The sequence below is a fragment of the uncultured Flavobacterium sp. genome (assembly GCF_963975515.1).
GTDB lineage: Bacteria > Bacteroidota > Bacteroidia > Flavobacteriales > Flavobacteriaceae > Flavobacterium.
Window position 1 is genome coordinate 1 of record NZ_CAXBGY010000003.1, and the last position, 25,001, is coordinate 25,001.

A 25,001-nucleotide genomic window follows, 5' to 3' on the forward strand; every position below is an offset into this window, starting at 1 on the left:
TGTGTAGTTGCTTGAGGATTAGTTAATGAAAGTTGCACGCAGATTTAAAGGATTTAAAGGATTTTTGTTTAGTTGCATGAGAATTAAGTAATGGAAGTTGCACGCAGATTTAAAGGATTTAAAGGATTTTTGTGTAGTTGCATGAGAATTAAGTAATGAAAGTTGCACGTAGATTTAAAGGATTTAAAGGATTTTTGTGTAGTTGCTTGAGGATTAGTTAATGAAAGTTGCACGCAGATTTAAAGGATTTTTGTTTAGTTGCATGAGAATTAAGTAATGAAAGTTGTACGCAGATTTTAAAGGATTTTTGTTTTGTTTTAATTTGAATTTTGAGAAATAGTTATAAAATCAATTTGTGAATTATGGAAGTTGATGAGATTACTTATAAAATTAGAGGTTGTATCTTTAGCGTTTATAATAATTTAGGGCCTGGGTTATTTGAGTCGGTTTATGAGGCTGCTTTACTTTATGAATTAGAGAAAGCAGGTTTAAATGCTAAAAATCAAGTGGAATTAGCGGTTCATTATGATGGTGTTATTTTAGATATTGCTTTTAGAATCGACATCTTAGTTGAAAATAAAGTTTTAATAGAACTTAAATCAGTTGAAGAATTAAAAAAAGTGCACTATAAACAAGTAACTACCTATCTAAAATTATCTGATTTACCAGTCGGTATATTAGTAAATTTTAATACAGATATAATAAAAGATAATATTAAAAGAATAGTAAACAATTACATGGAAAAATAAATAAAAAATCCTTTAAATCCTTTTAAATCTGCGTGAAATAAATAAAGGTTTTAAGTCAAAAATAAACAATAAAAAATCTGTGGAAGTCTATTAAATCAGAGTATTCCGCGTTCTAATAAAAGATATAAGATAAGTATAAAAAATCCTTTAAATCCTTTTAAATCTGCGTGAAATAAATAAAGGTTTTAAGTCAAAAATAAACAATAAAAAATCCGTGGAAACCTGTTCAATCAGTATGCTCCGCGTTCTAATAAAAAAATTAAATGAAAGCACAATTAAAAGTAATGACTGTTGTAGGCACAAGACCTGAAATCATAAGATTATCAAGAGTAATGGCTGCCTTAGACCATTCAGAAGCTATAGAACATATAATAGTCCACACAGGACAAAATTATGATTACGAATTAAACCAAATATTCTTTGATGATTTAGGCATTCGTAAACCCGATTTTTTCCTAAATGCTGCTGGAGCGACAGCTACAGAAACAGTAGGACAAATTTTAATAAAAATAGATCCTTTATTAGAAACCGAAAAACCAGATGCATTTTTAGTTTTAGGAGATACAAACAGTTGTTTATGTGCCATTCCTGCAAAAAAACGTCATATTCCAATCTTTCACATGGAAGCTGGAAACAGATGTTTTGATCAACGTGTACCTGAAGAAACCAATCGTAAAATTGTTGACCATGTATCCGATATCAATTTAACTTATAGTGATATTGCCCGTGAATATTTATTGAGAGAAGGATTGCCTGCTGATCGAATCATAAAAACAGGTTCACCAATGTATGAAGTATTACATCACTATTTACCAGAAATTAAGGCTTCTACCATTTTAGAAACCTTAAAATTAGAACAACATAAATATTTTGTAGTTTCAGCTCATAGAGAAGAAAACATCAACAGTGAAAAGAATTTTAAAGGGTTGATGGAAAGTTTAAACTTAATTGCAGATAAATATCATTATCCAATTATAGTAAGCACACATCCTCGAACTCAAAAAATGATAGACAGCAAGCAAATTGAAATGCGTCCAGAAGTTCAGTTTTTAAAACCAATGGGTTTTAATGATTATAATGCGTTACAACTAAATTCATTTGCAGTTTTATCTGACAGTGGAACAATTTCAGAAGAATCATCAACGTTAAACTTTCCTGCTTTAAACATTAGAGAAGCCCATGAAAGACCAGAAGCTATGGAAGAAGCCTCTGTTATGATGGTAGGTTTAAATCCTGAGAGAATTATGCAAGGCTTAACCCAATTGCAATACCAAAAAAGAGGAGAAGAAAGAACTTTTAGACCCGTTGCAGATTATTCTATGCCCAATGTATCTGATAAAATGGTTAGAATTATATTAAGTTATACAGACTATATTAAAAGAACCGTTTGGAGCGAATAAATAATTGATTTAAAACATTAAAATGTCTAAAAAACAAATTTTTTACATAGGTAATTTTGAGCTACCAGATAAAAATGCAGCGGCACATAGAGTAATAAATAATGCAAAAGCTTTAAGAGAACTAGACTATGAAGTAATATTTATTGGTATTCATAGAGATAATGAAAAAGCAATAAAAAAAGAATTATTTTTTGACTTTGTTTGCTATAGCTTACCTTATCCAAATGGTAGTAAACAATGGATTAAAAGTTTATTAAACATAAATAATTATTTGAGTATAATAAACGAATACAATAATAAGCATTCAATTATTTTATATAATATGCCATCATTTATTATATATAAATTTAAGACTTTTGTAACCAAAAATAGTATTAAAATTTTTTCTGACTGTACTGAATGGAATCAAAATTCAATAAATGGAAACATTTTTTTAAGTTTGTTTAAAATATTTGATAGTAATTTAAGAATGCTTTATCTAAATAAAAAATTAGATGGAATAATATCTATTAGTGATTATTTACATAAATATTATAATTCAAAAACAAACTATTCTATAATAGTCCCACCATTAGTAGATTTAAGCGATAAAAAATGGAAGATTGAAGATGTTGAAATTAAAAATTTTATAGAAATTGTTTATGCAGGTGGAGCGTTTTCTATCAAAGATAAATATGTAAAAGATAGATTAGACATTGTAGTATGTGCTTTATCTAAACTTAAAGAAAAAAACTTTAATTTTGTTTTCAAAGTTATAGGATGTACTAAAGAGGAGTTTTTACTTTTTTATCCAATGTATAAAGATGAAATAACTAACTTAAATGAAAACATTATTTTTTTAGGTAAAATTAATCATTTAGATGCAATTGAAATAATTAAAAATGCTTCTTATTCAATTTTTTTAAGAGACGAAAATAAAGTTACTAAAGCAGGTTTTCCTACAAAATTTGTTGAATCAATTAGCGCAGGAACTCCAGTTTTAACAAATAAAAACAGTAATGTTTTTGATTATTTAGAGAATGGAGTAAATGGTTTTATGATTAATGCTGAAAGTGTAGACACAGTTGTAACTTCATTAATTCCTGCTTTGTCAGTAAGTAAAGAAAAACTGAAAGAAATGAAAAGTTTTACATATAAGTCACAATTATTTTACTACAAGAATTATATAAATATATTTAAAAAGCAATTTTAAAAACATGAATGATTTTAATATAGTTACAATTACTAAAGAAAACATTAGTATTTTTAAAGAATGTTTTTATAGAAATGGTTCTAAAAAAAACAATGAAGTTATAGAATGGCAATTTTTAAAAAATCCAATCAATAAACAATATGTTGATATTGCAATTGATATAAAAAATAATCAAACAGCAGCTATTTATGCTATTTTTCCAATAAAATTTAAAATTAAGAATTCAGTTTTAATTGGTTCACAATCTTTAGATACAATAACAGATATTGATTATAGAGGAAAAGGATTGTTTATAAATTTAGCAAAGGATGTTTATGAAAAAGCGAGCCAAAACGATGTTAAGCTTGTTTATGGATTTCCAAACGGTAATTCAATCTATGGATTTCAAAAAAAATTAGCATGGGAAGTATTAGATCCAGTGCCTTTTTTGATTAAACCTTTTAGGACATCTTATTTTACAAATAAAATATCTTGGTTGTCATGGTTGCCTAATATTAATTTAGTTAGATCAAATAATAAAGTTAACGATAACTACAGAGTTGAAAGTAAGAATGAATTTCCTTTAGCAGTAAATGAAGTTTGGACGAAGTTTTCAAAAACAATTAATGTTGCAGTTAATAGAGATAAAGAATATCTAGATTGGAGATATATTAATAAACCATTAGAAGATTATAAAATAGTCCACGCATATAATGAAGAAAACAAATATATTGGATTTGTAGTTTTTGCAGTTAAAAGTAAACATGGTGGTAAAATAGGATATATAATGGAATTGGTTTACAATACTGATTATAAAGACGCAGGAGAATTTTTATTAAAACATGCTACAAATCAAATTAATCAAAGCAAAGCAGATTGTGTTTTAAGTTGGTGCTTAGAACACTCTCCTAATTATGAAGCTTATAAGGCTCAAAAATTTTATAATATGCCTGAAAAATTTAGACCTATTGAATTACATTTTGGGGCTCGTTCATTTGATGATAATCTTTATGATGTAATAAATAAAAGAGAAAATTGGTACTTAAGTTATTCAGATTCAGATACCGTATAAATAGAAATAATGAATGGAAATTTAATAATATCTTTAGATTTTGAACTACATTGGGGAGCACCTGAGAAGTGGGATTTAGAACAAAAAAAGCAATATTTTCAAAACACACGTTTAGTAATAAATGAAATGTTGCAATTGTTTGAAGAATCTAATTTAAAAGTAACATGGGCTACAGTAGGGTTTTTGTTTTCTTCAAATTTGAATGAATTACTTTCATTTCATCCAGAAGAGAAACCAACATATAAGAATGAAAAACTTAATAACTATAGTTTGTTTGAAAATGAATTGGTAGGAAATAATGAAGAAGTAGATGAATTTCATTTTGCAAAATCAATAGTAAAAAAAATATTAGAAACAAAAGGTCAAGAGTTAGCTAGTCATACATTTAGTCATTATTATTGTGACGAGTTAGGACAGAATTCATCGCAGTTTAACGCTGACATTGAAGCGGCCCAAACTATTTCTTTAAAATTATTTGGAACAGAATTAAAATCGTTAGTGTTTCCTAGAAATCAATACAATAGTGAATATTTAGAAATAATTAAAGCTAATGGTTTTAAAGTAATAAGAGTTAATCCTGATGTTTGGTTTTGGAATAAAAAAAGCAGATTTAACTTCATTGGAAGAGCATTTGATACTTTATTACCAATAAGCAAAACATTAACTTTTAAAACGACATCAATTCAAAAAAAAGGTGATTTAATATTATTACCTGCAAGTAGATTTTTCAGACCCTATTCCTCTAGAGAAAAATACATTCAAAAAATAAAAATTAATAGAATAAAACGAGAAATGCTGTGGGCTGCAAAAAAAGGAGAAAACTATCATCTTTGGTGGCATCCACATAATTTTGGATATAATACAGAAAAAAACATGAAACAACTGAAAGATATTTTAGAATATTATCAACTATTAAAAATAAAATACAATTTTAATTCTAAGTGTATGGAAGATTTTCATCATGAAAAATAAACTAATCCGCATAACAACTGTTCCAATTTCGCTAGACAAACTTTTGTCTGGACAATTGGCATATATGAATCAGTTTTATAAAGTAATTGCAGTTTCATCAGAAAAAAAGTATTTAGAAAAAGTAGGAGAGAAAGAAAATGTTGAGGTTTTCAATATAGAAATGACTCGGCAAATTACACCGGTAAAAGATTTGATATCTGTTTATAAATTATATCTATTTTTTAAAAAACAAAAACCATTTATAGTTCATACACATACCCCAAAAGCAGGAACTGTTGGAATGTTAGCTGCAAAATTAGCAGGTGTTCCAAATAGGTTACACACAATAGCAGGTCTACCTTTATTAGAAGCAACAGGAAATAAAAGAAAATTATTAAATTTTGTTGAGAAAATAACCTACAGATGTGCTACTAAAGTTTATCCAAACTCTTTTGGGTTAAACGAAATTATTATTCAAGAAAAATTTTGTAATCCAGATAAACTAAAAGTTTTAGGAAATGGAAGCACTAACGGAATTGACACTTCTTTTTTTAATGCTAAAAAATATTCTCAAATTGAAAATGATGCCTTAAAAAAGACACTTGAAATTCTTCCAAATGATTTTGTGTTTATTTTTGTTGGCAGATTGGTTTCTGATAAAGGAATAAATGAATTAACTGAAGCTTTTAAGAAATTAAATGGTTTGTTCTCAAATACAAAATTATTACTTGTAGGTCCTTCGGAAACAGAATTAGATCCTTTATTACCTAAAGCTTTAAAAGAGATAGAAGAAAACAAATCTATTATAAGTGTTGGCTATCAAAATGATGTTCGATCTTATTTTGCTATTTCAAATGCTTTAGTCTTTCCAAGTTATAGAGAAGGTTTTCCAAACGTAGTAATGCAAGCAGGAGCGATGGGTTTACCAAGTATTGTTTCCAATATAAATGGTTGTAATGAAATTATTATTGAGAATCATAACGGTATAATAATTCCAGTTAAAAATACAATAGCTATATTTGATGCCATGAAAAAAATGGTTGAAAATGTTGCTTTTTACAACCAATTAAAAGAAAATTCTCGTAAAAGAATAGTAGATAATTATGAGCAAGAAGTAGTTTGGAATGCTATTTTAAATGAATACAAGAAATTGGAAGAAAATGTATAAAACCTTTTTTAAAAGAACACTTGACTTTACAGCAGCACTAATTGGATTTATACTTTTAAGCCCAATTTTTGTGTTTGTCATGATAGGATTGTTTTTTGCTAATCAAGGAAAACCTTTTTTCTTTCAAAGTCGTCCTGGTAAAAACGAACGTCTTTTTAATATCATCAAGTTTAAAACCATGAATGATAAAAAAGACACTTTAGGTCAATTATTACCAGATAGTGAACGATTAACCAAAATAGGTGCTTTTGTTAGAAAAACATCTCTAGATGAAATACCACAATTATTGAATGTAATAAAAGGAGATATGAGCTTAATTGGGCCAAGACCTTTATTAGTGCAATATTTACCTTTGTACAATGAAACTCAAAAACAAAGACACAACATAAGACCTGGAATTACAGGTTGGGCACAAATAAACGGTAGAAACGCTATAAGTTGGAGCCAAAAATTTGAATATGATGTTTGGTATGTTACTAATTGTAGTTTTTTATTAGATATCAAAATACTATTTTTAACCGTTAAAAAAGTTTTTATCAGTGAAGGCATTTCTCAAGATGGTGAAGTAACTATGGAAGTTTTTAAAGGAAATTAATACAAGTGAAATTATGGAAAACAATAAATATCTTTTTGGAGCAAGTGGTCATGCAAAAGTTGTATTAGATGTTTTGTTTTCAAATAACATAAAAGTGTTGGCAGTTGTTGATGATAACCCTAAAGCTCCTTATATTTCAACTATACCAGTTGTCAATACTAAAGACTTTAAAAGTCCTGAGGGTAGCCAATTTATTGTGGCTGTTGGAGATAATGCTATTCGAAAGAAAATAGTAAACAAAAACAACTTCCGTTATTTTTCAGCGGTTCATTCAGATGCCACAATTTCAGCATTTGCTTCTTTAGAAGAAGGAACAATAGTAATGCCACAGGTAGTTGTTAATTCAGATGCAAAAATTGGTAAACATTGCATATTAAATTCAAGAAGTGTTGTAGAACACGACTGTTTTTTAGAAGATTATGTACACATATCACCAAATGCTTCATTAGCAGGAAATGTATTTGTAGGCGAAGGAACACAAATAGGAATAGGAGCAAGTGTCATACAAGGCATAAAAATAGGAAAATGGGTTACCGTAGGTGCGGGTGCTGTGATTATAAGTGATATTCCAGATTACGCAATAGTAGTGGGCAATCCAGGGAAAATAATTAAAATCAGTACTCCATGATTTTAAAAAGAACATTTGATTTTATAGCTTCATTAGTGTCTGTCTTTTTATTTTGTTGGATTATACTAATTTGTATTCTTCTAGCTAGTATTGACACAAAATCATTTGGTTTGTTTCTTCAAAAAAGAATTGGTCAACACGGAAAACCTTTTAAAATTTTCAAAATAAAATCTATGAATGATGCCACGCAAGAAGTGTCCTCTTTTGGTAGATTTATAAGAAAATCAAAACTAGACGAATTACCTCAATTGCTAAATATTTTATTAGGTCAAATGAGTTTTGTAGGCCCAAGACCTGATATTCCGGGTTACTATGATACCCTAGAAGGAGAGAATAGAAAAATACTGGAACTAAAACCAGGTTTGACTTCTGAGGCTTCTATAAAGTATGCCAATGAAGAAGAAATCTTAAGCCAAAAAGACAACCCATTGGATTATAATGATACTGTAATTTTTCCCGATAAAGTAAAAATGAATTTAGAATATTACTATAACCAAAGTATTTTCTTAGATTTGCAGATATTGTTTAGAACGATTTTTTGTGAGAGGTGAGGAGTGAGGAGTGAGAGATTGGGAGATTGGGAGAATGGGAGAATGGGAGAATGGGAGACATGGAGATTGGGAGAAGATAAAAGGCACTAGTGTAAAAAACAAGTAAAAATTAAAAGCCTAAAGTGTTTGGGCCTCAGTTTAAGATTAAAAAAAATATAATGCAAAAGTTTAGTTTAGTTCTGGTTCTGTTATGTAGTATGATGTCTTTTGGACAAAAAAATTGGAATAGAATTTCCATTGAAACGGGTTATGGTTATGTGACTCCTTCTAAATTATATGGTAGTGAATTTAGTAAAAGTGATTTGTCAGGATTTAACCATTTTGATTTTGGAGTGCGTTATATGTTTAATGAGAAAATAGGGGTAAAAGTAAATTTTGGTAGGGATAAATTTGAAAGCGACAATGCGGGTGTTAGGTATAATTCGCTTAATGCTTCAGCGGTTTATAATGTAGGGAGCTTGTTTAATTTGAATTACATGACCAATGAAAGAATAGGCCTTTTAGGGCGAGTAGGGGCTGGTTTAACTTTTGCTAAACCTGAAACTTCTAGTCGTTCTGAGCGAATTGGTACAGCTACTATTGGGTTGACGCCTCAAGTAAAGTTGTCTGAGCGATTTAGTCTATATGGCGATGTGGCTTATGCTTTTCGTTTCAAACAACATTATGGCTTTGACGGAGTGCTTTTAAACAGTGATTACGCCTCAGAAGTAGGGAAAACGACCGTGTTTTCTATAGGACTAATGTTCTATTTAGGGAATAAGACAAAACATGCTGATTGGCACTAAAGTGATCAAAAGAAGCGCTCAAGTAATTTAGTTTTATTGTAAATACATTTAAATTAATTTTTAACTAATGAATCCAGAAAAAATATGGTTGTCATCTCCTCACATGGGAGGCAACGAACAAAAATATATTAATGATGCTTTTGAAACTAATTGGATTGCACCTTTAGGACCAAATGTAAACGCGTTTGAAAAAGACCTTGAAAATTATTTGCAAGATTCCGTTTATGTGTCAGTACTTAGTTCAGGTACTGCAGCAATACATTTAGCACTAATTTTATTAGGCGTTTCAAATGGCGATGAGGTTATTTGTCAAAGCATGACTTTTTCGGCATCAGCAAATCCAATTTTATATCAAGGAGCAACACCTATTTTTATTGACAGCGAAACAGATACTTGGAACTTATGTCCAATAGCATTAGAAGAAGCAATTGTAGATAGAATAGCAAAAGGAAAAAAACCTAAAGCAATTATTGGAGTGCATTTATACGGAATGCCTTTTAAAGTAGATGAAATTAATGCAATATCAAAAAAATATAATATTCCATTAATTGAAGATAGTGCAGAAGCTCTAGGAAGTACATATAAAGGAAAAAAATGTGGAACTTTTAGTGATTTTGGAATACTGTCTTTTAACGGAAATAAAATAATAACCACTTCAAGTGGAGGAGCATTAGTTTGTAAAAGTAAAGAATTAAAAGACAAAGCTGTTTTTTATGCTACTCAATCAAGAGATGAAGCTCCACATTATCAACATTCTGAAATAGGGTATAATTATAGATTAAGTAATATTTGTGCAGGAGTAGGTCGTGGGCAAATGGAAGTGATCGATTTAAGGGTTTCACAAAGAAGAGCTATGAATGCTTTTTACCAAGAACTCTTTAAAGACAATGAGGAAGTCGCTATATTAGTGGAGCCTAATAAAAATTATTTTTCAAACCATTGGTTAAGTGCAATTACACTAGATTCTTATGAAAAAAGAGAAGCTTTGCGTTTGGCTTTAGAAAAAGAAAATATTGAATCACGCCCTTTGTGGAAACCGATGCATCTGCAACCTGTTTTTGAAAAATACCCTTACTATGGCAATAAAGTAGCTGAGCAGCTTTTTGAAAACGGTTTATGCTTGCCTTCTGGGTCTAATTTAACGGAAAAAGATAAAGTAAGGATAGCGGAAAACATAAATTCTTTTTTCACTACATTTGCCTGACATTAAATCCTTTTAGGATTCCTTATTCTTTAATATAATTTGAAATAAAAGCCTAGTGAATAAGTTTGCTCAAAAAATTTACGATAAAAAAATATACACCCTAGGGTACCTACCCAGATGGATTATTTTTTGTATAGATATAGCTATCATAATTTTTGCTAACTTAATGACCTATATTATGTTAGTAAACTTAATTACGGAACTAAGTTTTTATGATGTCTTAAATGTTTACGAACGCTATGGTTTAATATTAATCGTAAACACCCTGTTTTTTATAGTCTATAGAACTTATGCAGGAATTATTAGGCATAGTAGTTTTATTGATGCCATTAAATTGTTTTTGTCTACCTTTTCTTCCTTAATGGTGCTGGTGCTTATCAATTATGGGAGTTTTTTTATTTTTGGAAAAAAAATATTTTTAATTCCGGGATTGATTTTAAGTTTTGTATTGTCTTTTACTTTGTTGTTTTTCTTTAGAATTTTAGTGAAGTTTATTTTTGAAAATTTCATCAACACAACCGATTTAAAACAATTGATACCCGCTATGGTTTATGGGACAGATGCAAATGCTATTGCTGTGGCGAACGCCATTAAATCTGAATTGCCAGCAAGGTTTAAAATTGTAGCCTTTATTGACAATACCAAATCCAATAAATCCAAAAGTATTTTAGGCTTGCCTATTTTATACAACAGTAAAAAAACATCTGTAATCCTAAGAAGTTACCGAGCAAATGCTTTAATTATAGCTGAAAAATCGCTTTCCAAAGAGGAAAAATTAAACATCATTGATGATTGTTTAGAGCATAACATCAAAGTTTTTACAGTGCCTATTGTGACGAATTGGGAAAATGAACAAGAGATTTCCAAACAGATTAAAAGTTTTGAAATTGAAGATTTATTAGATCGAAAACCAATAGTTCTCGATAATAAGTTAGTATCAAGTCAATTGTCAGGTAAAATAGTGGTCATAACGGGTGCTGCAGGCTCTATAGGGAGCGAAATAGTATGGCAAGTTTTAGACTTTAACCCCAAAAAAATAATATTAATTGACCAAGCCGAAACACCTTTGCATCATATTTCATTAGAAATACAAAAAGCAGGTAAAAAAGTCAATGTCATAAGCATTATAGCCGATATCAGAAACAAAGCAAGTATTGAAAAAGTATTTGAATTGTATAATCCGGATATTATTTTTCATGCGGCTGCCTATAAACATGTGCCTTTAATGGAAAAAAACCCATGCCAAGCTATATTTACAAACGTATTAGGAACCAAGAATATTGCGGATTTAGCCATTCAATTTAAGGCTAAAAAATTTGTTATGGTTTCTACCGATAAAGCTGTAAATCCTAGTAATGTAATGGGAGCCAGCAAACGAATTGCGGAGAAGTACATTCAATCCTTGCATTATAAAAACACAAAAGAGCCAGTACATACTACAAAATTCATAACTACAAGATTTGGAAATGTTCTAGGGTCTAACGGTTCGGTGGTGCCTTTGTTTAAAAAACAAATTGAAATGGGAGGGCCAATTACCATTACGCATCCTGAAATTATTAGGTACTTTATGACCATTCCAGAAGCTTGTCAATTGGTTTTAGAAGCAGGAGGAATGGGGAATGGAGGAGAGATTTATATTTTTGACATGGGTAAGCCTGTTAAAATTATTGATTTAGCCAAAAAAATGATACAATTAGCCGGTTTTGAACCCAATAAAGATATTGAAATCAAAATTATTGGCTTAAGACCTGGTGAGAAACTGTATGAGGAATTGTTAAATGATGATTCAAAAACATTACCCACGCACCATCATAAAATTATGATTGCCCAAGAAGAGGAAGAAGATTACAATCAAATTATTGAAGATATAACTGGTTTGATTGCTGTTTCTTCGAGTAAAGAAGAAGTAGAAATTGTTCAATTCATGAAAAAAATTGTGCCTGAATATAAGAGCAAGAATTCAACTTTTGAACTTTTGGATTAATTTTTTGGAATCTTTTTCCTAAGTATTTATTTAATGTATCTTTGCCTTTTAAAAAAAAAGTATGAATAAAGTTTTCCCGATTTTTTTTATTTTGATAGCAAGCTTGTTGTTAGGCTCTTGTTCTTCAACAGAAAAGTTTTCGCTTTTGCAAAATGTAGCTTCTACAGATAGTTTAGCTAAAGCTGATTTTCAGGCTGTATTGCAACCCGATGATGTGTTGATGATTATAATTTCTACAGATAATCCTATAGTGGCCCAACCTTATAATTTATCTGCCGTTAATGTGGCTAGTGTAAGTTCCGAAATTGGGGTTATGCAACAAAGACAATTGAATTATCAAATTGACCAAGAAGGAAATATTCAAATGCCTAATATAGGTACGGTAAAGGTTGCTGGCAAAACTAGGAATGAATTAGTAGAAACCATTAAAGAATTATTGGTTGGAAAAATTACCAACCCCGTTATAACCATTCGTATTTTAAACTACAAAATTTCGGTGCAAGGAGAGGTCAACAGACCTGGAAGTTTCCCAATCAATAGCGAAAGAGTTACCCTTTTAGAGGCTTTAAGCATGGCGGGTGATTTAACCATATACGGTAAACGAGATAATATCTTAGTCATTAGAGAACAGAACGGAGTTAAAAGCTTTCAAAAAGTGGATATCACCAAAGGTGATTTTATAAACTCTCCTTATTATTACTTATCTCAAAATGATGTAATCTATGTGGAACCTAATAAAACAAGAGTAAATTCTTCTGTAATTGGGCCTAACATAACTGTAGGTCTAACAGCGGTTTCCTTATTAATTACTATTTTAGCCATAACAATTAAATAATAATGCAAGAACATATTAAAAACAATTTAGAGCAAGATGACGCTATAAATATTAGAGAAGAAGTTGAAAAGTACTTGCTGCAATGGCGTTGGTTTTTACTTAGTGCTGTTGTTTTTGTAGGGATTGCTTTTTTCTACTTGCGGTATTCGACTCCTATTTATAAATCAACTACCACTATCCTAGTAAAAGATGATAGAAAAGGAGGTATTGCAAATGAGTTGGCTGCTTTTTCTGAATTAGGTATTTTGTCTGGGGCAAAAAGCAATGTAGATAATGAAATTGAAATCATAAAGTCTAGGACTCTAATCGAAAAAACCATTAAGGATTTAAATTTAAACATTAAATACTTTAACAAAGGAAGAATTAAAGATGGCGAGTTATATGGAGAATTGCCCTTTAAAGTGTTCTTTTCCAATTACGATGAAGATTTTTATACCCTAAAGAATTCGTATTTTATCACTAAATTAAACAATCTACAGTTTAGTTTATTTGATGGGAATGACAAACTACTGGGTGATTTTAAGTTTGGGCAAAAAATTAAACTTGAACAAGCTGATTTAGTAGTTATCAATCAAAATGCTAAAAGTGATAAAAATCTATCGGTAGCGGTTCAAATCGTTCCTTTAAAAAGTTTGGTGGAAAGTTATGCCAATAGAGTAGTCGTTTCAGCTTTAAGTAAAAACACCAGTGTAATTGAGCTTTCTATTACAGATGCCACTAAAGCAAAAGCCGAAGATTTTTTGAATACTTTGGTTAAAAACTACAACGAAGATGCCATTGCGGATAAAAACTATATTTCTGAAAGTACTTCTAATTTTATAGATGAAAGACTGGTTTTGATTTCTAAGGAGTTAGAAGATGTAGAGACGGATGAAGAATCGTTTAAGACGAAAAATAAATTAACCGACATACCTTCTGAAGCGGAATTGTTTTTAGAAAGTGCCTCAGAGTATGAAAAAAAGGTGGTGGAAAATGAAACACAAATCAAAGTGGTGGCTTCCATGAGTGAATACATCACCAATAATGATAAAGACTTAATTCCGGCTACTATAATTACTTCAGAAAGTGGTGCAAGTTCTCAGATTAACAAATTTAACGAATTAATTTTAACTCGAAATAGTTTACTTGAAAGTGGGGCTGGACCTGATAACCCTAGAACTATCGCCATTGACAAGCAAATTGCTGAATTAAAAACCAATGTAAACAGTAGTTTAAAAAGTTTAAGACAATCCTTAGAAATTAAAAGAAGGGATTTAAACCGTCAAGGAGCCATTTTAGACGGGAGAATTTCACAAATCCCAGGCCAAGAAAAAGAATATAGAAGTTTGGTTAGACAACAAAATATTAAACAATCCTTGTATTTGTATTTGTTGCAAAAAAGAGAAGAAGCGGCTATCTCTCTTGCCATTACATCGGCTAGTGCCAAAGTAATTGACCCAGCTATCTCTACTATTAATCCAGTATCTCCTAATAGAAGAATTATATTTTTAGGTTCCCTTTTAGTAGGTTTGCTTTTACCTTTTAGTATAATTTATATCAAAAACTTATTAGATACTAAAATAAAGTCACGATTAGATATTGAAAAGAATACTTCTATACCATTCTTGGGAGATGTACCAAAATCAGTTTCGTCTAGTCAAATTATTGATGTCAACAGCCGTTCGAGTACAGCAGAAGCCCTGCGAATTATTCGTACCAATGTGGAGTTTCTATTCAACAATAAAACAGATGGTTTGGCCAAAACCATTTTTGTAACGTCAACCTTTCCTAAAGAAGGAAAAACATTTTTATCCATTAACATAGCTGCGACAATTGCCTTGTCAGGTAAAAAAGTATTGTTAGTAGGAATGGATGTTAGAAACCCTAAACTAAATGAGTATTTGAATGTTCCCGTAACTGGGTTAACCAATTACTTAACCTCAAAAAGCAATGATGTTTCTAACTATATTGTAAAACACGATGATTTTGAGCAGTTTTATATTTTGCCTTCTGGAGTAATTCCTCCAAATCCAGCGGAATTACTAATGAGCAAGAAAGTCAATGAGTTGTTTGCCGAACTAAAACAAGAATATGACTATATAGTAGTAGATACAGCACCAGTTGGATTAGTTACAGATACTTTTGTAATTGCCAATCAAGCTGACTGTTTCTTATATGTAGTAAGAGCCAATATGTTAGACAAGAGAATGCTAAGAATACCAGAAGAATTGTACCAAGAAAAGAAATTGCCTAATATGGCCGTTATTCTAAATGATACGGAGACTGCAAAAGGATACGGATACGGATACGGGTACGGATACGGATACGGAGCTGAAGTTGAAGTAAAAGAGTCTTGGTTGAAGAAAAAATGGAATAAGTTTAATTCTTAAGATTAATTAGGTGTGGTTAAAAGAATGGTTAAAAGGTTAAGAGTTTATAAGGTTAAAAGGAAAAAAGGGTAGTTGTTTTCAACTGCTCTTTTTTTTTGTTAGTAGGGATTTGTGAGAGGGTGACTTGGGGAATGGGTTAAAATGCAATTTTTGTTATGACATCAAATTATCTCTTTACCGTCAGTTCGAGTGGTTCCGATGGCAATCGGAATTGTATCGAGAACTCGTGTTTTGAATTTTAAACAGTATTCTTCATCATGAGTTCTACATATTCCATACTTTACCTAATCACAACCTACAACCTATAACTATAACCTCAAACTTGTCACCCTGAAAGGGTCTCGATAGCTTATCCAACGTCAGAATCGACATTGCTTTTATCTAACAAATGTCCATCCTCACCTTATTCCTAACAGACAACCGATAACCGACAACAACTCTCCGCAAACTTATTAAACCATTGTTGTGTATTGTGGGTAAAGCATATCAAAAGAGCATTAGTTCTTACGAAAAGCGCATAGTCCAGATCCTTTCAGGATGACAAAGTGGTGGGTTGTAGGTTGACGGTTTTGATGAATGTTTATGGTTACTAGTTTTTGAATAGTACTACTAAACGTCTCTCCCCAAACTTGTCACCCTGCAAAGGGTCTCGATAGCTAGTTATTCGTTAGGACTTACATGGTATGGTGTCCCGATTTTTCATAACAACGGTTCTCGATTAGCTTCGCTCAATTCGGCATACCCTCGGGTCATTTTTATTCCATTGCATTCCATAAAAACACTCGAACTGACGGTTGGGATTGAAAAGATTGAAGGATTGAAGGATTGAAGGATTGAAAAGTTGGGAGAGAGGGAGAAGAGGTGATGGGGGGATTGAAAGTTTGAAAGTTTGAAAGATTGGGAGATGGGGGGATGGGGGGATTGGGATATTTTTTTGAAACTACTTGATGGGTTGGGCTAAAAAATGAACTGGTGTGATGCTAAATTTTGAACTAGTTTTGATTTTTGTTGGTGGTGTAGCAGTCTTTTGGCTGATTGATTTTATCCTACAATACAACGCACTACGTGTTCAATTTTGAGTCCAGTATACTCACAAAATTCCTCGATAGAAATTAGTTGGTGTTGTTCCTTATTCAAGTGTTTCTTAATCTTTAATAAGTATAACCTTGCTTGAGCATATTCTTTTCCCATAATGCGTTGCACATCTTTTGGATATATAATTACCCTTGTGCTACTTGGAATCACTTTTTTTGTTTTTACTACTTTATTTTTGTCTCCTGTCAGGTTCTACCTGCTATTCGACCTAAGACAAATTTAACTATAATTTGGATAATTATGGCAATTAAAATAGTCGATTATTTATGTTTTTGTATGTTTTCTAAATAGGGGTCTTTGAATTGTAATTTTTATAACTGAAACTTTGATAAATCATTCGGGATTTAGTTGCAACGATTAACGAATTGAAAGTAGATTTTTTAAAGAATTATTAACTAAAAAAAAATAGAAATTATGGCAAGACAGAAAGGCATAATTAAATTAAAAGGTACTATCGGGGATATTACTTTTTATAAAACGCGAGATGGTCACTTGGCTCGTGAGAAGGGTGGTATCGACGCTAGTAGAATAGCGAGTGACCCTGCTTTTCAGCGAACTCGAGAAAATGGCGCGGAGTTTGGACGGGCAGGTAAGGCAGGAAAACTATTGAGGACTGCATTTAGGCCGTTATTACTAAATTCTACTGACAATAGAATGGTAAGCCGTTTGACGCAAAGAATGGTAAAAGTCATTCAAGCGGATCTGGTAAGTGAAAGAGGTTTGAGAAACGTTATTGATGGGGAAGCTGAATTGTTATTTGGTTTTGAGTTCAATATTCGTGGGAAGTTGGGGACATCTTTGTTTGCTCCTTTTGTGGCAGATATTGACCGTGTGGCTGGTGAGATTAAAGTGGATTTTGTATCCTTTGTACCAGCTAATATGATTGCTGCTCCAAGTGGGACTACTCACTTTAAGATTATTTCTGGAGGAGCTGAAGTAGATTTTGAAGCTGAAACATTCGTGGTTGCTACTTCTGAAACTGCAATCCTGCCATGGGACTCTACTCCAACTGCAGTGATTAGTCACACTAACGCTGTCACTGCAAACTCTACTAAGCCCTTGTTTTTGTCTTTGGGAATAGAGTTTTATCAGGAGATAAATGGACAAATGTATCCTTTGAAGAATGGTTCATTTAATCCTTTATCTCTTGCTAAGGTAGATGGAGGTGTTTAATCTGAAGTTAGAATTTAGAAATCAGAATTTAGAAGTATGATTTTGTTTTTAACAAGAACTTATTTCCCTGAAGGAACTAATGGAACGTTAGAATGGGAGGGCAAAGTCATTTGTAATACAATTGAGCTGCCTTGGAAGCATAATGAAAAGTGCGTTTCGTGTATTCCGGAAGGGAACTATTTTATAAGAAAGCGGTATAGTCAGAAATTTAAATGGCATTTGGAGGTGGTTGATGTTAAAAACAGAAGTTTGATTTTGTTTCATCCAGCGAATAATGCTATAAAAGAATTAAATGGTTGTATTGCTCCTGTTACTAAACTTTCTGGACCAGGTCAGGGTCTAATGTCAAGGACCGCTTTTGAGAAGCTAAAAACTTTAGTTTATCGAGCTTTAGACCGAAAAGAAAGTGTTGAATTAATTGTTAAATAAATCTTGTGAATTGGGGATCTGTTCTGTAATGAGGGGATTCCCGTCTTCACGGGAATAATACTAAATTTAATTATGAAAAAAATAATGAATAGAGCATCTGCTCCAACGCCAAAGTTTTTTAAAGTGCTTCGAACAGTAGGTTTAACCTTAGCTGCCCTAGGTGGAACTATTCTGGCCGCACCAATAGCTTTGCCTGTTTTAGCGACTACAATTGGTGGTTATGCTGCGGTAGCGGGTGGTGTTTTGACAGCGGTGAGTCAGCTAACCATAACCGATGACAGCCAATAACCAAACCTTTATGGGGACTGCGGGAGGCACTTTTTTAAGCATTATACCTAATATTCAATCTGAAGATATTGTCAAGACTATTGTGTTAGCAAGTGTCGGAGCAGTGGTCAGTTTTGTAATTTCGTTACTGCTTAAAAGCCTGCAGAGGAAGCGTAGAAAAGATGTTTAACTTTGGTTGGAGTGCCTTATAGTTAAACATGTTGAAAGCCTAGTTTTTTTTAGACTAGGCTTTTTTTATTTTTTGATAGGCGCTTTGCTTTGGGTAGAGGGGAGGTTTTTTGGAACGCGGATGACACGGATTTGGCTGATTTGCACGGATTTTTTAACCGCAAGGGGCGCAAGGGTTTTACGCTAGGTTCGCTAAGGTTTTTGAGTTTTTTTTGCGGTCCCTTGACTGCGCTCGGGATGGCGATTTATTTAGTCTTGTGGTTTGTTTTTTGGACTGGGTGCAGGGCTTCTGCTAAGTTGTGAATGAAGACTAGACTTCCTTTGTAGGGATTAAAAGATGGTTCGTATCTAATGTAGTCTTTGTTGTTGAGTTCTCGAATGCATTTGTGATAAGTTGCTTTTGAATAAATTTTACTAATACGCATCAGTTCATCTCGTGAAATGCTGATTGGGTTTTGGAATCGGTTTACATTCCAAGCCTGAAATAATGCTATGTATAAGCTGATGTGCGTAGGGTTTAGGTCGTGATCGTGGATTATTCGGTCGAAGAAGCTGGTTAGGTGTTTTGTGTGGTTCATGGGAGGGGGTGGTTAGTATTAAGATTTGAGTATTAAGACTGGAGGATTGAGTATTAAGATTGGAGTATTAAGTATTAAGACTGGTGGGTTTTGTCTTGTAATTACTTGGGGGGTGTGTTGTTTACTTTGTTGTTTTTTAGCAGTTTTTCTATTTCTGCGTTATCATAAAGTATGATGCTTCCTACTTTTGTGTAGGGTAATGTGCCGTTGATTCTCAGGTTTTGTAATGTGCCTGGAGAGATGTTTAGAAGTTTTCGGACTTCAATGGACTTGAGCCATTTCTTTGTTTGTGGGGTTGATGAAGCGAGAATTTCTTTAAAATCATCGATTAGAAGTTGTCGAAATTCTTTTAGGTCTACAAGGGTAATTAAATGCTTAGGATGCATTTGATTGTTGGTTGCGGAGTTTGCGAACCTGTTGGTTTCATTTGCCATAACGGTTGTTTTAGTTTGTTATGGTGCAAATTTGTGGGGTTTGTTTTGTTTTGTATCACAAGCGTTTCAGAAGTTGTGATGGTTTTTTTTGTTGTCAGTTGTCGGTTGACTGTTGTCGGTTGTCAGTTCTCAGTTGTCTGTTATCTGTTATCGGTTGTCAGTTATAGGCTATAGGAATGCGGATGAAACGGATTTTTTGGAACACAGATTGAAGAAATTTGAGAAATCTTTATAATTTTTTGTTGGTTGTCGGTTGTCAGTTGTCTGTTATCTGTTATCTGTTATCAGTTGTCAGTTGTCTGTTGTCTGTTGACTGTTATTTTCTGTTTTTTGGGGTTTGGAGATTTGGAGAGGGGGAGAGAGGGGGAGAGAGGGGGAGAGGGAGATGACTGATAAGTGTCTAGTTTAATTTTTAGGTTTGGGTATTTCATTTAGTTTTTGGATGAAATAGGTAGGTGATATATCTGTTTTGTTTTTGAAGGCTCTTGTGAAGTTTTGTGTTGAACCAAAGCCTATTTCTTCTCCTAGTGCTTTATTGGTGTAGAGACGGTATTTTTTATCGTTTTTTAATAAGGAAATTATATGTTCTATTTTTAAGTCATTTATGTAGTCTATCGTTTTTTTACCTCTGTATTTAAATATAATTTTTGATGCGTATTTTGTATTTGTATGCAATAAAGAGGCTATTCTAATAAGACTCATGTCTTTTTCTAAGTACTTTTTATTTTTTTCAAATTTCTCTAAGTTCTTTATGATTACTTCAACGATTTCTGGGTTTATATCTAATTCTTGGTTATCCGTATTATTTATTTTTGTGTTACTGATATTTGAGTGCATTAACTCGTTAAATTTTGCTTTATAAAACTTTTCATTTTTATAGTGCCTAAAGCCTAAAAAGACTATTATTAGAGACAGCATTACTCCTAATAAATAGTGTATACTACTTTTAGTTTTCATAGTACGTTCCACTTCCTGTTTTTCTGCAATTAATTTTTTAGTATCATACTCTTTGAATATCTTTTGAGAAAGGTATTTGTAATTTTTATTCAACATTTTATCAACTTCCATTAATTTGTTGATGTACGTTAATTGTAGTTTTAGATTGTTTTTTTCTGCATAATGTTTAATTAAAAGCTCGTAGTTTTCTCGGAACACGGGATGTAAGTATTTTTTTTCTACAAATGTGCTATCTACTCTTAATAAGTAAAGGATCGCTTCTTCTTTATGTTTTAATTCCCAATGGCTTTTCCCAATATAAAAATTAGCTAATGTTTCATTTGCAACATCTTTTTTTTCTTTTATACCTGGCATAACTTCTTTTAATTTGTGAATTGCAGCGGTATACTCTTTTTTGTAATATTGGTTTATGGCTTCAGAATGCTTGAAATATGGTACCATTGCCGTGTTTTCTAACGCCAGACTTTCTTTTAACCCTAATTCATTGTAGTAAGTACATTTGTTATAATTTCCAATTTTATTATAGCATAATCCAAGTGAATGTAATGTGTTTAAATAACCTCTCTCACTTTCCTCTTCAAAATAGGCTAAACAGCCTTTGAATAGGGCAATTGCTTCGTCATAAAATCCCAGATAGTATTTGGTATGTGCAATTGAATATTTTAATTTGTTTGACGAATATTCATCGTTTGTTTTAGTTAAGAATTGGTCTGCTATTAAATAATTATCTAATGCTTTACTTATTTCTTTCCTGTCATTAAGAATAATACCTTTTGATAAATAAGCATTTCCAATTAGCTGATTGTTTTTTGATCTTAGAGCAGCAACTACTAAACTATCAGCATATTTTAAAAGATTAGTTTTTTCTTCAAGATGCATTAGCGCTTTGTATGCTTTTGCAGATTGAAACCAATTTTCGTCTGCTTTAGACTTTGATAGCCATGCTTTTGCATATTCCAAATTCACCTCTTTTTTATAATTTTTATTATTTGAAGCATTCTCTAGATAGGAATAGTTTCTATCTTCTAGTTTTTCAAGATTTTTTAACTCTTTTTCTTGAGCGTTTGATAGATTGCTTACTATTAGTAGGATAATAGTAAAAAAAATGTTTGTTATGTTGTTTTTCATATATTGGAGCGTATAGAAAAAGAAGCTTTAAATAGTGCTGTTTTTTTTGATGGGTTAAATTAGAATAAAAGTACTAAAAAAAATTAATGGTAAACAACTGTTAAATTATGAAAACATAAAACCTATTGAAGTAACGGTAGATTTGTTCATTACAAAATGGGTTAAAAGAGATTTTAATGTGTCTTTAATTCTTGAATTGAATATATGTAATTCTGGAATCGCATAGTAAATGAGTTGTGATGCAATAAAACTGCTTGTAGTTTTGCTTCGAATTCAAAATCAAATGCAGCATGTTAGCATGTATTGTTCAGATTAGCTCGAGTGAAATGAACTGACAAAAAAATCAGTTCCATTTTAAAAATTAATTTTATGAAATTCTTTAATTTATGTTTAATCGTATTTTTTTTATTTACTTCTTGTACAACTTCTTCTGATGCAGAAACAGGTATACAACCTCTTTTGAAAAATGATGGCTTACCATTTTTTAAGTTTTATGAAGGAAGTCCCTCGAATATTTTGAATCCATATGACATAGTTGGTCAGTTGCATTCAGAATTATTCACCACATATTATGAGTCAGATAGCTCGGAAACTTCTTTAGAAGCTGTAACAGATCGAGTGGCTCTATTGGCTAATCAAAATTCAGGTTTTGTTTCTTTATCTGGTAGTTCTTATTCTTTTACTTTAGAAGCCAGATTAGCTTATGTTATGCAATATGGCAGTTGTTGTTCTGAAGGTATTATAATTAAAGCACTAGAGAGTGAAACGGCTGTAATTAGTTTGACAGGTTTTGTGAACTCTGTTATTTCTTTGTGTAATGAAGAGAATGATTTTGCTGCTATTTATTCTTTTATTACTCTGTATGAAGACGAAATTTTAGCTTCTAAAAACATTAGTGAATTTGACAAGAAAATTATATTAACTACTAGTTCTATAGTCAGATTTATTAGTTATGAGCGAAAAAAGAGGCCTAAAAAGAATACTGATCCGGAATGGGATTTAATGATTGGGAGTATTGTTGGGAGTATTGAGGGAGGGTCTAGTAGTATTGAGGATGCTATTGTTATGTCTTTGATATGTGGTGTTGTGGAGAATGGATGGTAATGGGTAGTGAAAATTGCAAATTATAGTTGAAAAGGTTGCTTTAGGGTGATAAGAATGTTTGAGTGGTTACACAGAGTTTCTCGAAGTTTGACACGGAGTTGCACAAAGTTTTTTTCATGTGTGGCAGTTGAATTATTGAAATGGTTTGCGTGGGATCCTTGCAGGGTGAGAAGATTGTGGGTAGAAATTTAACCGCAAAGTACGCAAGGGTTTTACGCTAGGTTCGCAAAGGGGTTTTATAGTTTTATTTTTTGAAACACATAGAGACCTAGAATTTTGACTGTAGAAAGTCGCTTTGCTCTGGATAGTTTGACATAGTTGAATTCGGGAGTTTCTTGTGGGCTTTTTACTTTTTAAGGATGACAAATCTATGGTGATAGGTTTGTAAATTTAGATTTTTATTTTTTTGAAAAGGCTGCTTTTTAAGTAGCCTTTTTTTTATTTTTCGTCTGAGTCTGTTATTTTTTTGGTTAGGTTTTCTTTTAGGGAGTTTAGGAAACTTGTTTGTTCTATGGTTTTTCTTTTTTTTATTTCTGTGAATATTCTATTGAATTGTCCCAGGTCTATGTTGAATATTTTTTCTAGGTTTTTTGTGGTTTCGTTTAGGCTGCTATTTCCGTTGTTGAATATTCCTGCTGTATGCAGTGCATATATTAGTTCAACTAATGCAACTTTTGAGCCTGTCCATTTTAATGTTTGTAAAGTTTCGTTATTTTCGTTATTTTTTATTATATTCTTACCATGCTTTTGCAGAGTGGTTTCAATATAGCGATGTAGGGCCTCGTTGGCTATTATCTTGGCGACTTTGTAATCGTGTGATGTAGCGAAAATATAATCTGATTGGAAGTAGGTACTGTCTACTGTTAAGCTAATGTCGTGCTTTCTTCTTATAAAATATTTTTTGTCAAGACAAGTGTTTCCGGATCTGTAATATTTGTAGAATTCTTTATTATCGTTAAAGAAGTTTTTGAGTTTTGCTAGCTCTTTGTTGTAATGTTTTTGAATGTCTTTGTTTGTGCTTGTGGGTTTACTGACCTCCATATTATAGATTTCGTTATAATATATTAGTTTACTAGTTAGCTGAGGTTTTAGCTGTTTAAAAAATTCTATTTCCTTTGTTTTATCTTCAAAGGTGTGCCTTATGAATTCTATTTTTAACTCTTCCAGTTTATTTATAGTTGCCGTCATAGCTTGCTTAGCCTGTAGGATGATATCAACATTACTGCCATGAATTTTTTTTAACTGTTTTTCTAAGGCTGTTATTAAAGTGGTTGAATAAGTTTTCATATGATTTGCGGTTCAAAATTTAGTTAGGCCGCAAATCTATATCATGGTAGTTGTATAGAAAAATGGTCGTGTGTTAGATTCCCGAATTGAATAGTGTAATTCCCGAATTGTGTAGTGTTTTTTTGGAATTCAGATTATAAGAAATATTTATAATGTGTTATTTTTTTTAATAATGCTGAAATGTAATAATGCTATTAATTTGCCTATCCATCTTTAATATCTATTCCTTTTTATATTTTTCCATTCTTTATCCCTCTTATAATTATTCTTATGGTCATAAATTCTACCTCTTATATAAATACCTAAAATGACAACTGGAAACATTATTGCTATTTCATACCATTCCATAATTTGACTTTGAACCAAGGAAAGTTTGCTTGATTTGGGCTCAAAATTGAAAAATTGAAATTGCAAAAACTAATAGTATAGTGTGTGATTCGCGAATTGAATACTAAATTTGAAAGTTTTACAAAGGCTTTTCAGGCCAAAAATCTTTTGGTGAACAATTAAATATTTCTGCAATTTTATTCAAATGATTAATATTATATTTTGCTCTTTTTGAAGGTGCTTCAACATGAGAGATAAAACTATCACTCATTTCTAATTTTTGAGAGAGCTCTAATTGAGTTAGACCTTGCTTTTTTCGCATAGTCTTAATTTTATCAATAATATATCGCTCTATTTTAGTCAAAATGTCTTTGAATGTTTATAATACAAAGAGCAACTAATTTTAATAAAATATCAATGGTACATATACCATATTATAAATATTTTATTTATATTTGCTCTTGAATTAATATATTTGCGATACTTCAAATCAAAATATTGAAGCATTCGCTTTGAATTTCGTCTTAGAAAACTGGTAATTTTAAAAGGAACGAAATGATAAGTACGATGC

Annotated in this window: 22 protein-coding genes; 18 read left to right on the top strand and 4 right to left on the bottom strand. The window is 31.5% G+C overall.

All coding sequences use genetic code 11. The features are described from left to right. Window positions 1-362 precede the first annotated feature (362 nt). The 17 genes from AAC008_RS04615 to AAC008_RS04695 all read left to right on the top strand — a co-directional run bounded on the left by AAC008_RS04615 (window position 363) and on the right by AAC008_RS04695 (window position 18,447). Window positions 363-749, top strand: coding sequence for a GxxExxY protein (locus AAC008_RS04615; RefSeq protein ID WP_339887712.1), 387 nt, complete (start codon window positions 363-365; stop codon window positions 747-749). Between the two features lie 263 nt (window positions 750-1,012). Beyond that, window positions 1,013-2,149, top strand: a complete 1,137-nt coding sequence (wecB, locus tag AAC008_RS04620; protein WP_339887713.1) for a UDP-N-acetylglucosamine 2-epimerase (non-hydrolyzing) — start codon at window positions 1,013-1,015, stop codon at window positions 2,147-2,149. A gap of 22 nt (window positions 2,150-2,171) precedes the next feature. Continuing rightward, window positions 2,172-3,341, top strand: a complete 1,170-nt coding sequence (locus AAC008_RS04625) for a glycosyltransferase (RefSeq protein ID WP_339887715.1) — start codon at window positions 2,172-2,174, stop codon at window positions 3,339-3,341. A gap of 4 nt (window positions 3,342-3,345) precedes the next feature. Continuing rightward, window positions 3,346-4,392 carry a GNAT family N-acetyltransferase gene (locus AAC008_RS04630; protein ID WP_339887716.1) on the top strand — a complete coding sequence of 349 codons (1,047 nt, stop codon included), beginning with the start codon at window positions 3,346-3,348 and terminating at the stop codon, window positions 4,390-4,392. A gap of 9 nt (window positions 4,393-4,401) precedes the next feature. After that, complete coding sequence (locus tag AAC008_RS04635) at window positions 4,402-5,364, top strand: polysaccharide deacetylase family protein (protein ID WP_339887717.1); 963 nt, start codon at window positions 4,402-4,404, stop codon at window positions 5,362-5,364. Further along, entirely contained in the window at window positions 5,354-6,511 is a 1,158-nt protein-coding gene (locus AAC008_RS04640) for a glycosyltransferase family 4 protein (RefSeq protein ID WP_339887718.1), read from the top strand. Before AAC008_RS04635 ends, AAC008_RS04640 begins: the two co-directional genes overlap by 11 nt. After that, window positions 6,504-7,106 (top strand): sugar transferase, encoded by a 603-nt coding sequence (locus AAC008_RS04645; protein ID WP_339888136.1) that lies wholly within the window; start codon window positions 6,504-6,506, stop codon window positions 7,104-7,106. The genes AAC008_RS04640 and AAC008_RS04645 overlap by 8 nt, the downstream gene beginning before the upstream one ends. Window positions 7,107-7,119: 13 nt before the next feature. Further along, window positions 7,120-7,734 carry an acetyltransferase gene (locus AAC008_RS04650; protein ID WP_339887720.1) on the top strand — a complete coding sequence of 205 codons (615 nt, stop codon included), beginning with the start codon at window positions 7,120-7,122 and terminating at the stop codon, window positions 7,732-7,734. Then, on the top strand, window positions 7,731-8,285 hold the full coding sequence (locus tag AAC008_RS04655; protein WP_339887722.1) for a sugar transferase: 555 nt from the start codon (window positions 7,731-7,733) through the stop codon (window positions 8,283-8,285). Before AAC008_RS04650 ends, AAC008_RS04655 begins: the two co-directional genes overlap by 4 nt. Window positions 8,286-8,443: 158 nt before the next feature. Then, window positions 8,444-9,070, top strand: a complete 627-nt coding sequence (locus tag AAC008_RS04660) for an outer membrane beta-barrel protein (RefSeq protein ID WP_339887723.1) — start codon at window positions 8,444-8,446, stop codon at window positions 9,068-9,070. Between the two features lie 67 nt (window positions 9,071-9,137). Then, window positions 9,138-10,274, top strand: a complete 1,137-nt coding sequence (locus tag AAC008_RS04665; protein WP_339887724.1) for a DegT/DnrJ/EryC1/StrS family aminotransferase — start codon at window positions 9,138-9,140, stop codon at window positions 10,272-10,274. Between the two features lie 178 nt (window positions 10,275-10,452). Then, complete coding sequence (locus AAC008_RS04670) at window positions 10,453-12,258, top strand: nucleoside-diphosphate sugar epimerase/dehydratase (protein ID WP_339887725.1); 1,806 nt, start codon at window positions 10,453-10,455, stop codon at window positions 12,256-12,258. 61 nt (window positions 12,259-12,319) lie between these two features. Beyond that, window positions 12,320-13,093, top strand: a complete 774-nt coding sequence (locus tag AAC008_RS04675; RefSeq protein ID WP_339887726.1) for a polysaccharide biosynthesis/export family protein — start codon at window positions 12,320-12,322, stop codon at window positions 13,091-13,093. A 2-nt stretch (window positions 13,094-13,095) separates the two neighbouring features. Continuing rightward, the gene (locus AAC008_RS04680; protein ID WP_339887727.1) at window positions 13,096-15,462 is read left to right on the top strand and encodes a polysaccharide biosynthesis tyrosine autokinase; all 2,367 of its coding nucleotides are present in this window, start codon (window positions 13,096-13,098) and stop codon (window positions 15,460-15,462) included. A gap of 1,509 nt (window positions 15,463-16,971) precedes the next feature. Beyond that, a complete protein-coding gene (locus AAC008_RS04685) occupies window positions 16,972-17,730 on the top strand; it encodes a hypothetical protein (RefSeq protein ID WP_339887728.1) in 759 nt (252 codons plus the stop codon). Between the two features lie 36 nt (window positions 17,731-17,766). Then, window positions 17,767-18,159 carry a DUF5675 family protein gene (locus AAC008_RS04690; RefSeq protein ID WP_339887729.1) on the top strand — a complete coding sequence of 131 codons (393 nt, stop codon included), beginning with the start codon at window positions 17,767-17,769 and terminating at the stop codon, window positions 18,157-18,159. Window positions 18,160-18,231: 72 nt separating this feature from the next. Further along, window positions 18,232-18,447 carry a hypothetical protein gene (locus AAC008_RS04695; protein ID WP_339887730.1) on the top strand — a complete coding sequence of 72 codons (216 nt, stop codon included), beginning with the start codon at window positions 18,232-18,234 and terminating at the stop codon, window positions 18,445-18,447. 847 nt (window positions 18,448-19,294) lie between these two features. Here the strand turns inward: AAC008_RS04695 and AAC008_RS04700 are convergent. After that, entirely contained in the window at window positions 19,295-19,579 is a 285-nt protein-coding gene (locus tag AAC008_RS04700) for a helix-turn-helix domain-containing protein (protein WP_339888137.1), read from the bottom strand. 453 nt (window positions 19,580-20,032) lie between these two features. Then, entirely contained in the window at window positions 20,033-21,712 is a 1,680-nt protein-coding gene (locus AAC008_RS04705; RefSeq protein ID WP_339887732.1) for an AraC family transcriptional regulator, read from the bottom strand. A gap of 369 nt (window positions 21,713-22,081) precedes the next feature. Between AAC008_RS04705 and AAC008_RS04710 the strand changes: the two genes are divergently transcribed. Next, entirely contained in the window at window positions 22,082-22,816 is a 735-nt protein-coding gene (locus AAC008_RS04710; protein ID WP_339887733.1) for a hypothetical protein, read from the top strand. 438 nt (window positions 22,817-23,254) lie between these two features. Here the strand turns inward: AAC008_RS04710 and AAC008_RS04715 are convergent, their stop codons facing one another. Together AAC008_RS04715 and AAC008_RS04720 are read right to left on the bottom strand one after the other, a co-directional pair. Beyond that, a complete protein-coding gene (locus AAC008_RS04715) occupies window positions 23,255-24,103 on the bottom strand; it encodes an RteC domain-containing protein (RefSeq protein ID WP_339887734.1) in 849 nt (282 codons plus the stop codon). 466 nt (window positions 24,104-24,569) lie between these two features. Next, window positions 24,570-24,752 carry a helix-turn-helix transcriptional regulator gene (locus AAC008_RS04720; RefSeq protein WP_339887735.1) on the bottom strand — a complete coding sequence of 61 codons (183 nt, stop codon included), beginning with the start codon at window positions 24,750-24,752 and terminating at the stop codon, window positions 24,570-24,572. Window positions 24,753-25,001: the final 249 nt, after the last annotated feature.

What these genes read in the sequence shown, in the direction of transcription:
- AAC008_RS04615 (WP_339887712.1), top strand. Translation starts at nt 363, where the DNA reads ATGGAAGTTGATGAGATTACTTATAAAATTAGAGGTTGTATCTTTAGC.
- wecB (WP_339887713.1), top strand. Translation starts at nt 1,013, where the DNA reads ATGAAAGCACAATTAAAAGTAATGACTGTTGTAGGCACAAGACCTGAA.
- AAC008_RS04625 (WP_339887715.1), top strand. Translation starts at nt 2,172, where the DNA reads ATGTCTAAAAAACAAATTTTTTACATAGGTAATTTTGAGCTACCAGAT.
- AAC008_RS04630 (WP_339887716.1), top strand. Translation starts at nt 3,346, where the DNA reads ATGAATGATTTTAATATAGTTACAATTACTAAAGAAAACATTAGTATT.
- AAC008_RS04635 (WP_339887717.1), top strand. Translation starts at nt 4,402, where the DNA reads ATGAATGGAAATTTAATAATATCTTTAGATTTTGAACTACATTGGGGA.
- AAC008_RS04640 (WP_339887718.1), top strand. Translation starts at nt 5,354, where the DNA reads ATGAAAAATAAACTAATCCGCATAACAACTGTTCCAATTTCGCTAGAC.
- AAC008_RS04645 (WP_339888136.1), top strand. Translation starts at nt 6,504, where the DNA reads ATGTATAAAACCTTTTTTAAAAGAACACTTGACTTTACAGCAGCACTA.
- AAC008_RS04650 (WP_339887720.1), top strand. Translation starts at nt 7,120, where the DNA reads ATGGAAAACAATAAATATCTTTTTGGAGCAAGTGGTCATGCAAAAGTT.
- AAC008_RS04655 (WP_339887722.1), top strand. Translation starts at nt 7,731, where the DNA reads ATGATTTTAAAAAGAACATTTGATTTTATAGCTTCATTAGTGTCTGTC.
- AAC008_RS04660 (WP_339887723.1), top strand. Translation starts at nt 8,444, where the DNA reads ATGCAAAAGTTTAGTTTAGTTCTGGTTCTGTTATGTAGTATGATGTCT.
- AAC008_RS04665 (WP_339887724.1), top strand. Translation starts at nt 9,138, where the DNA reads ATGAATCCAGAAAAAATATGGTTGTCATCTCCTCACATGGGAGGCAAC.
- AAC008_RS04670 (WP_339887725.1), top strand. Translation starts at nt 10,453, where the DNA reads ATGTTAGTAAACTTAATTACGGAACTAAGTTTTTATGATGTCTTAAAT.
- AAC008_RS04675 (WP_339887726.1), top strand. Translation starts at nt 12,320, where the DNA reads ATGAATAAAGTTTTCCCGATTTTTTTTATTTTGATAGCAAGCTTGTTG.
- AAC008_RS04680 (WP_339887727.1), top strand. Translation starts at nt 13,096, where the DNA reads ATGCAAGAACATATTAAAAACAATTTAGAGCAAGATGACGCTATAAAT.
- AAC008_RS04685 (WP_339887728.1), top strand. Translation starts at nt 16,972, where the DNA reads ATGGCAAGACAGAAAGGCATAATTAAATTAAAAGGTACTATCGGGGAT.
- AAC008_RS04690 (WP_339887729.1), top strand. Translation starts at nt 17,767, where the DNA reads ATGATTTTGTTTTTAACAAGAACTTATTTCCCTGAAGGAACTAATGGA.
- AAC008_RS04695 (WP_339887730.1), top strand. Translation starts at nt 18,232, where the DNA reads ATGAAAAAAATAATGAATAGAGCATCTGCTCCAACGCCAAAGTTTTTT.
- AAC008_RS04700 (WP_339888137.1), bottom strand. Translation starts at nt 19,579, where the DNA reads ATGCATCCTAAGCATTTAATTACCCTTGTAGACCTAAAAGAATTTCGA.
- AAC008_RS04705 (WP_339887732.1), bottom strand. Translation starts at nt 21,712, where the DNA reads ATGAAAAACAACATAACAAACATTTTTTTTACTATTATCCTACTAATA.
- AAC008_RS04710 (WP_339887733.1), top strand. Translation starts at nt 22,082, where the DNA reads ATGAAATTCTTTAATTTATGTTTAATCGTATTTTTTTTATTTACTTCT.
- AAC008_RS04715 (WP_339887734.1), bottom strand. Translation starts at nt 24,103, where the DNA reads ATGAAAACTTATTCAACCACTTTAATAACAGCCTTAGAAAAACAGTTA.
- AAC008_RS04720 (WP_339887735.1), bottom strand. Translation starts at nt 24,752, where the DNA reads ATGCGAAAAAAGCAAGGTCTAACTCAATTAGAGCTCTCTCAAAAATTA.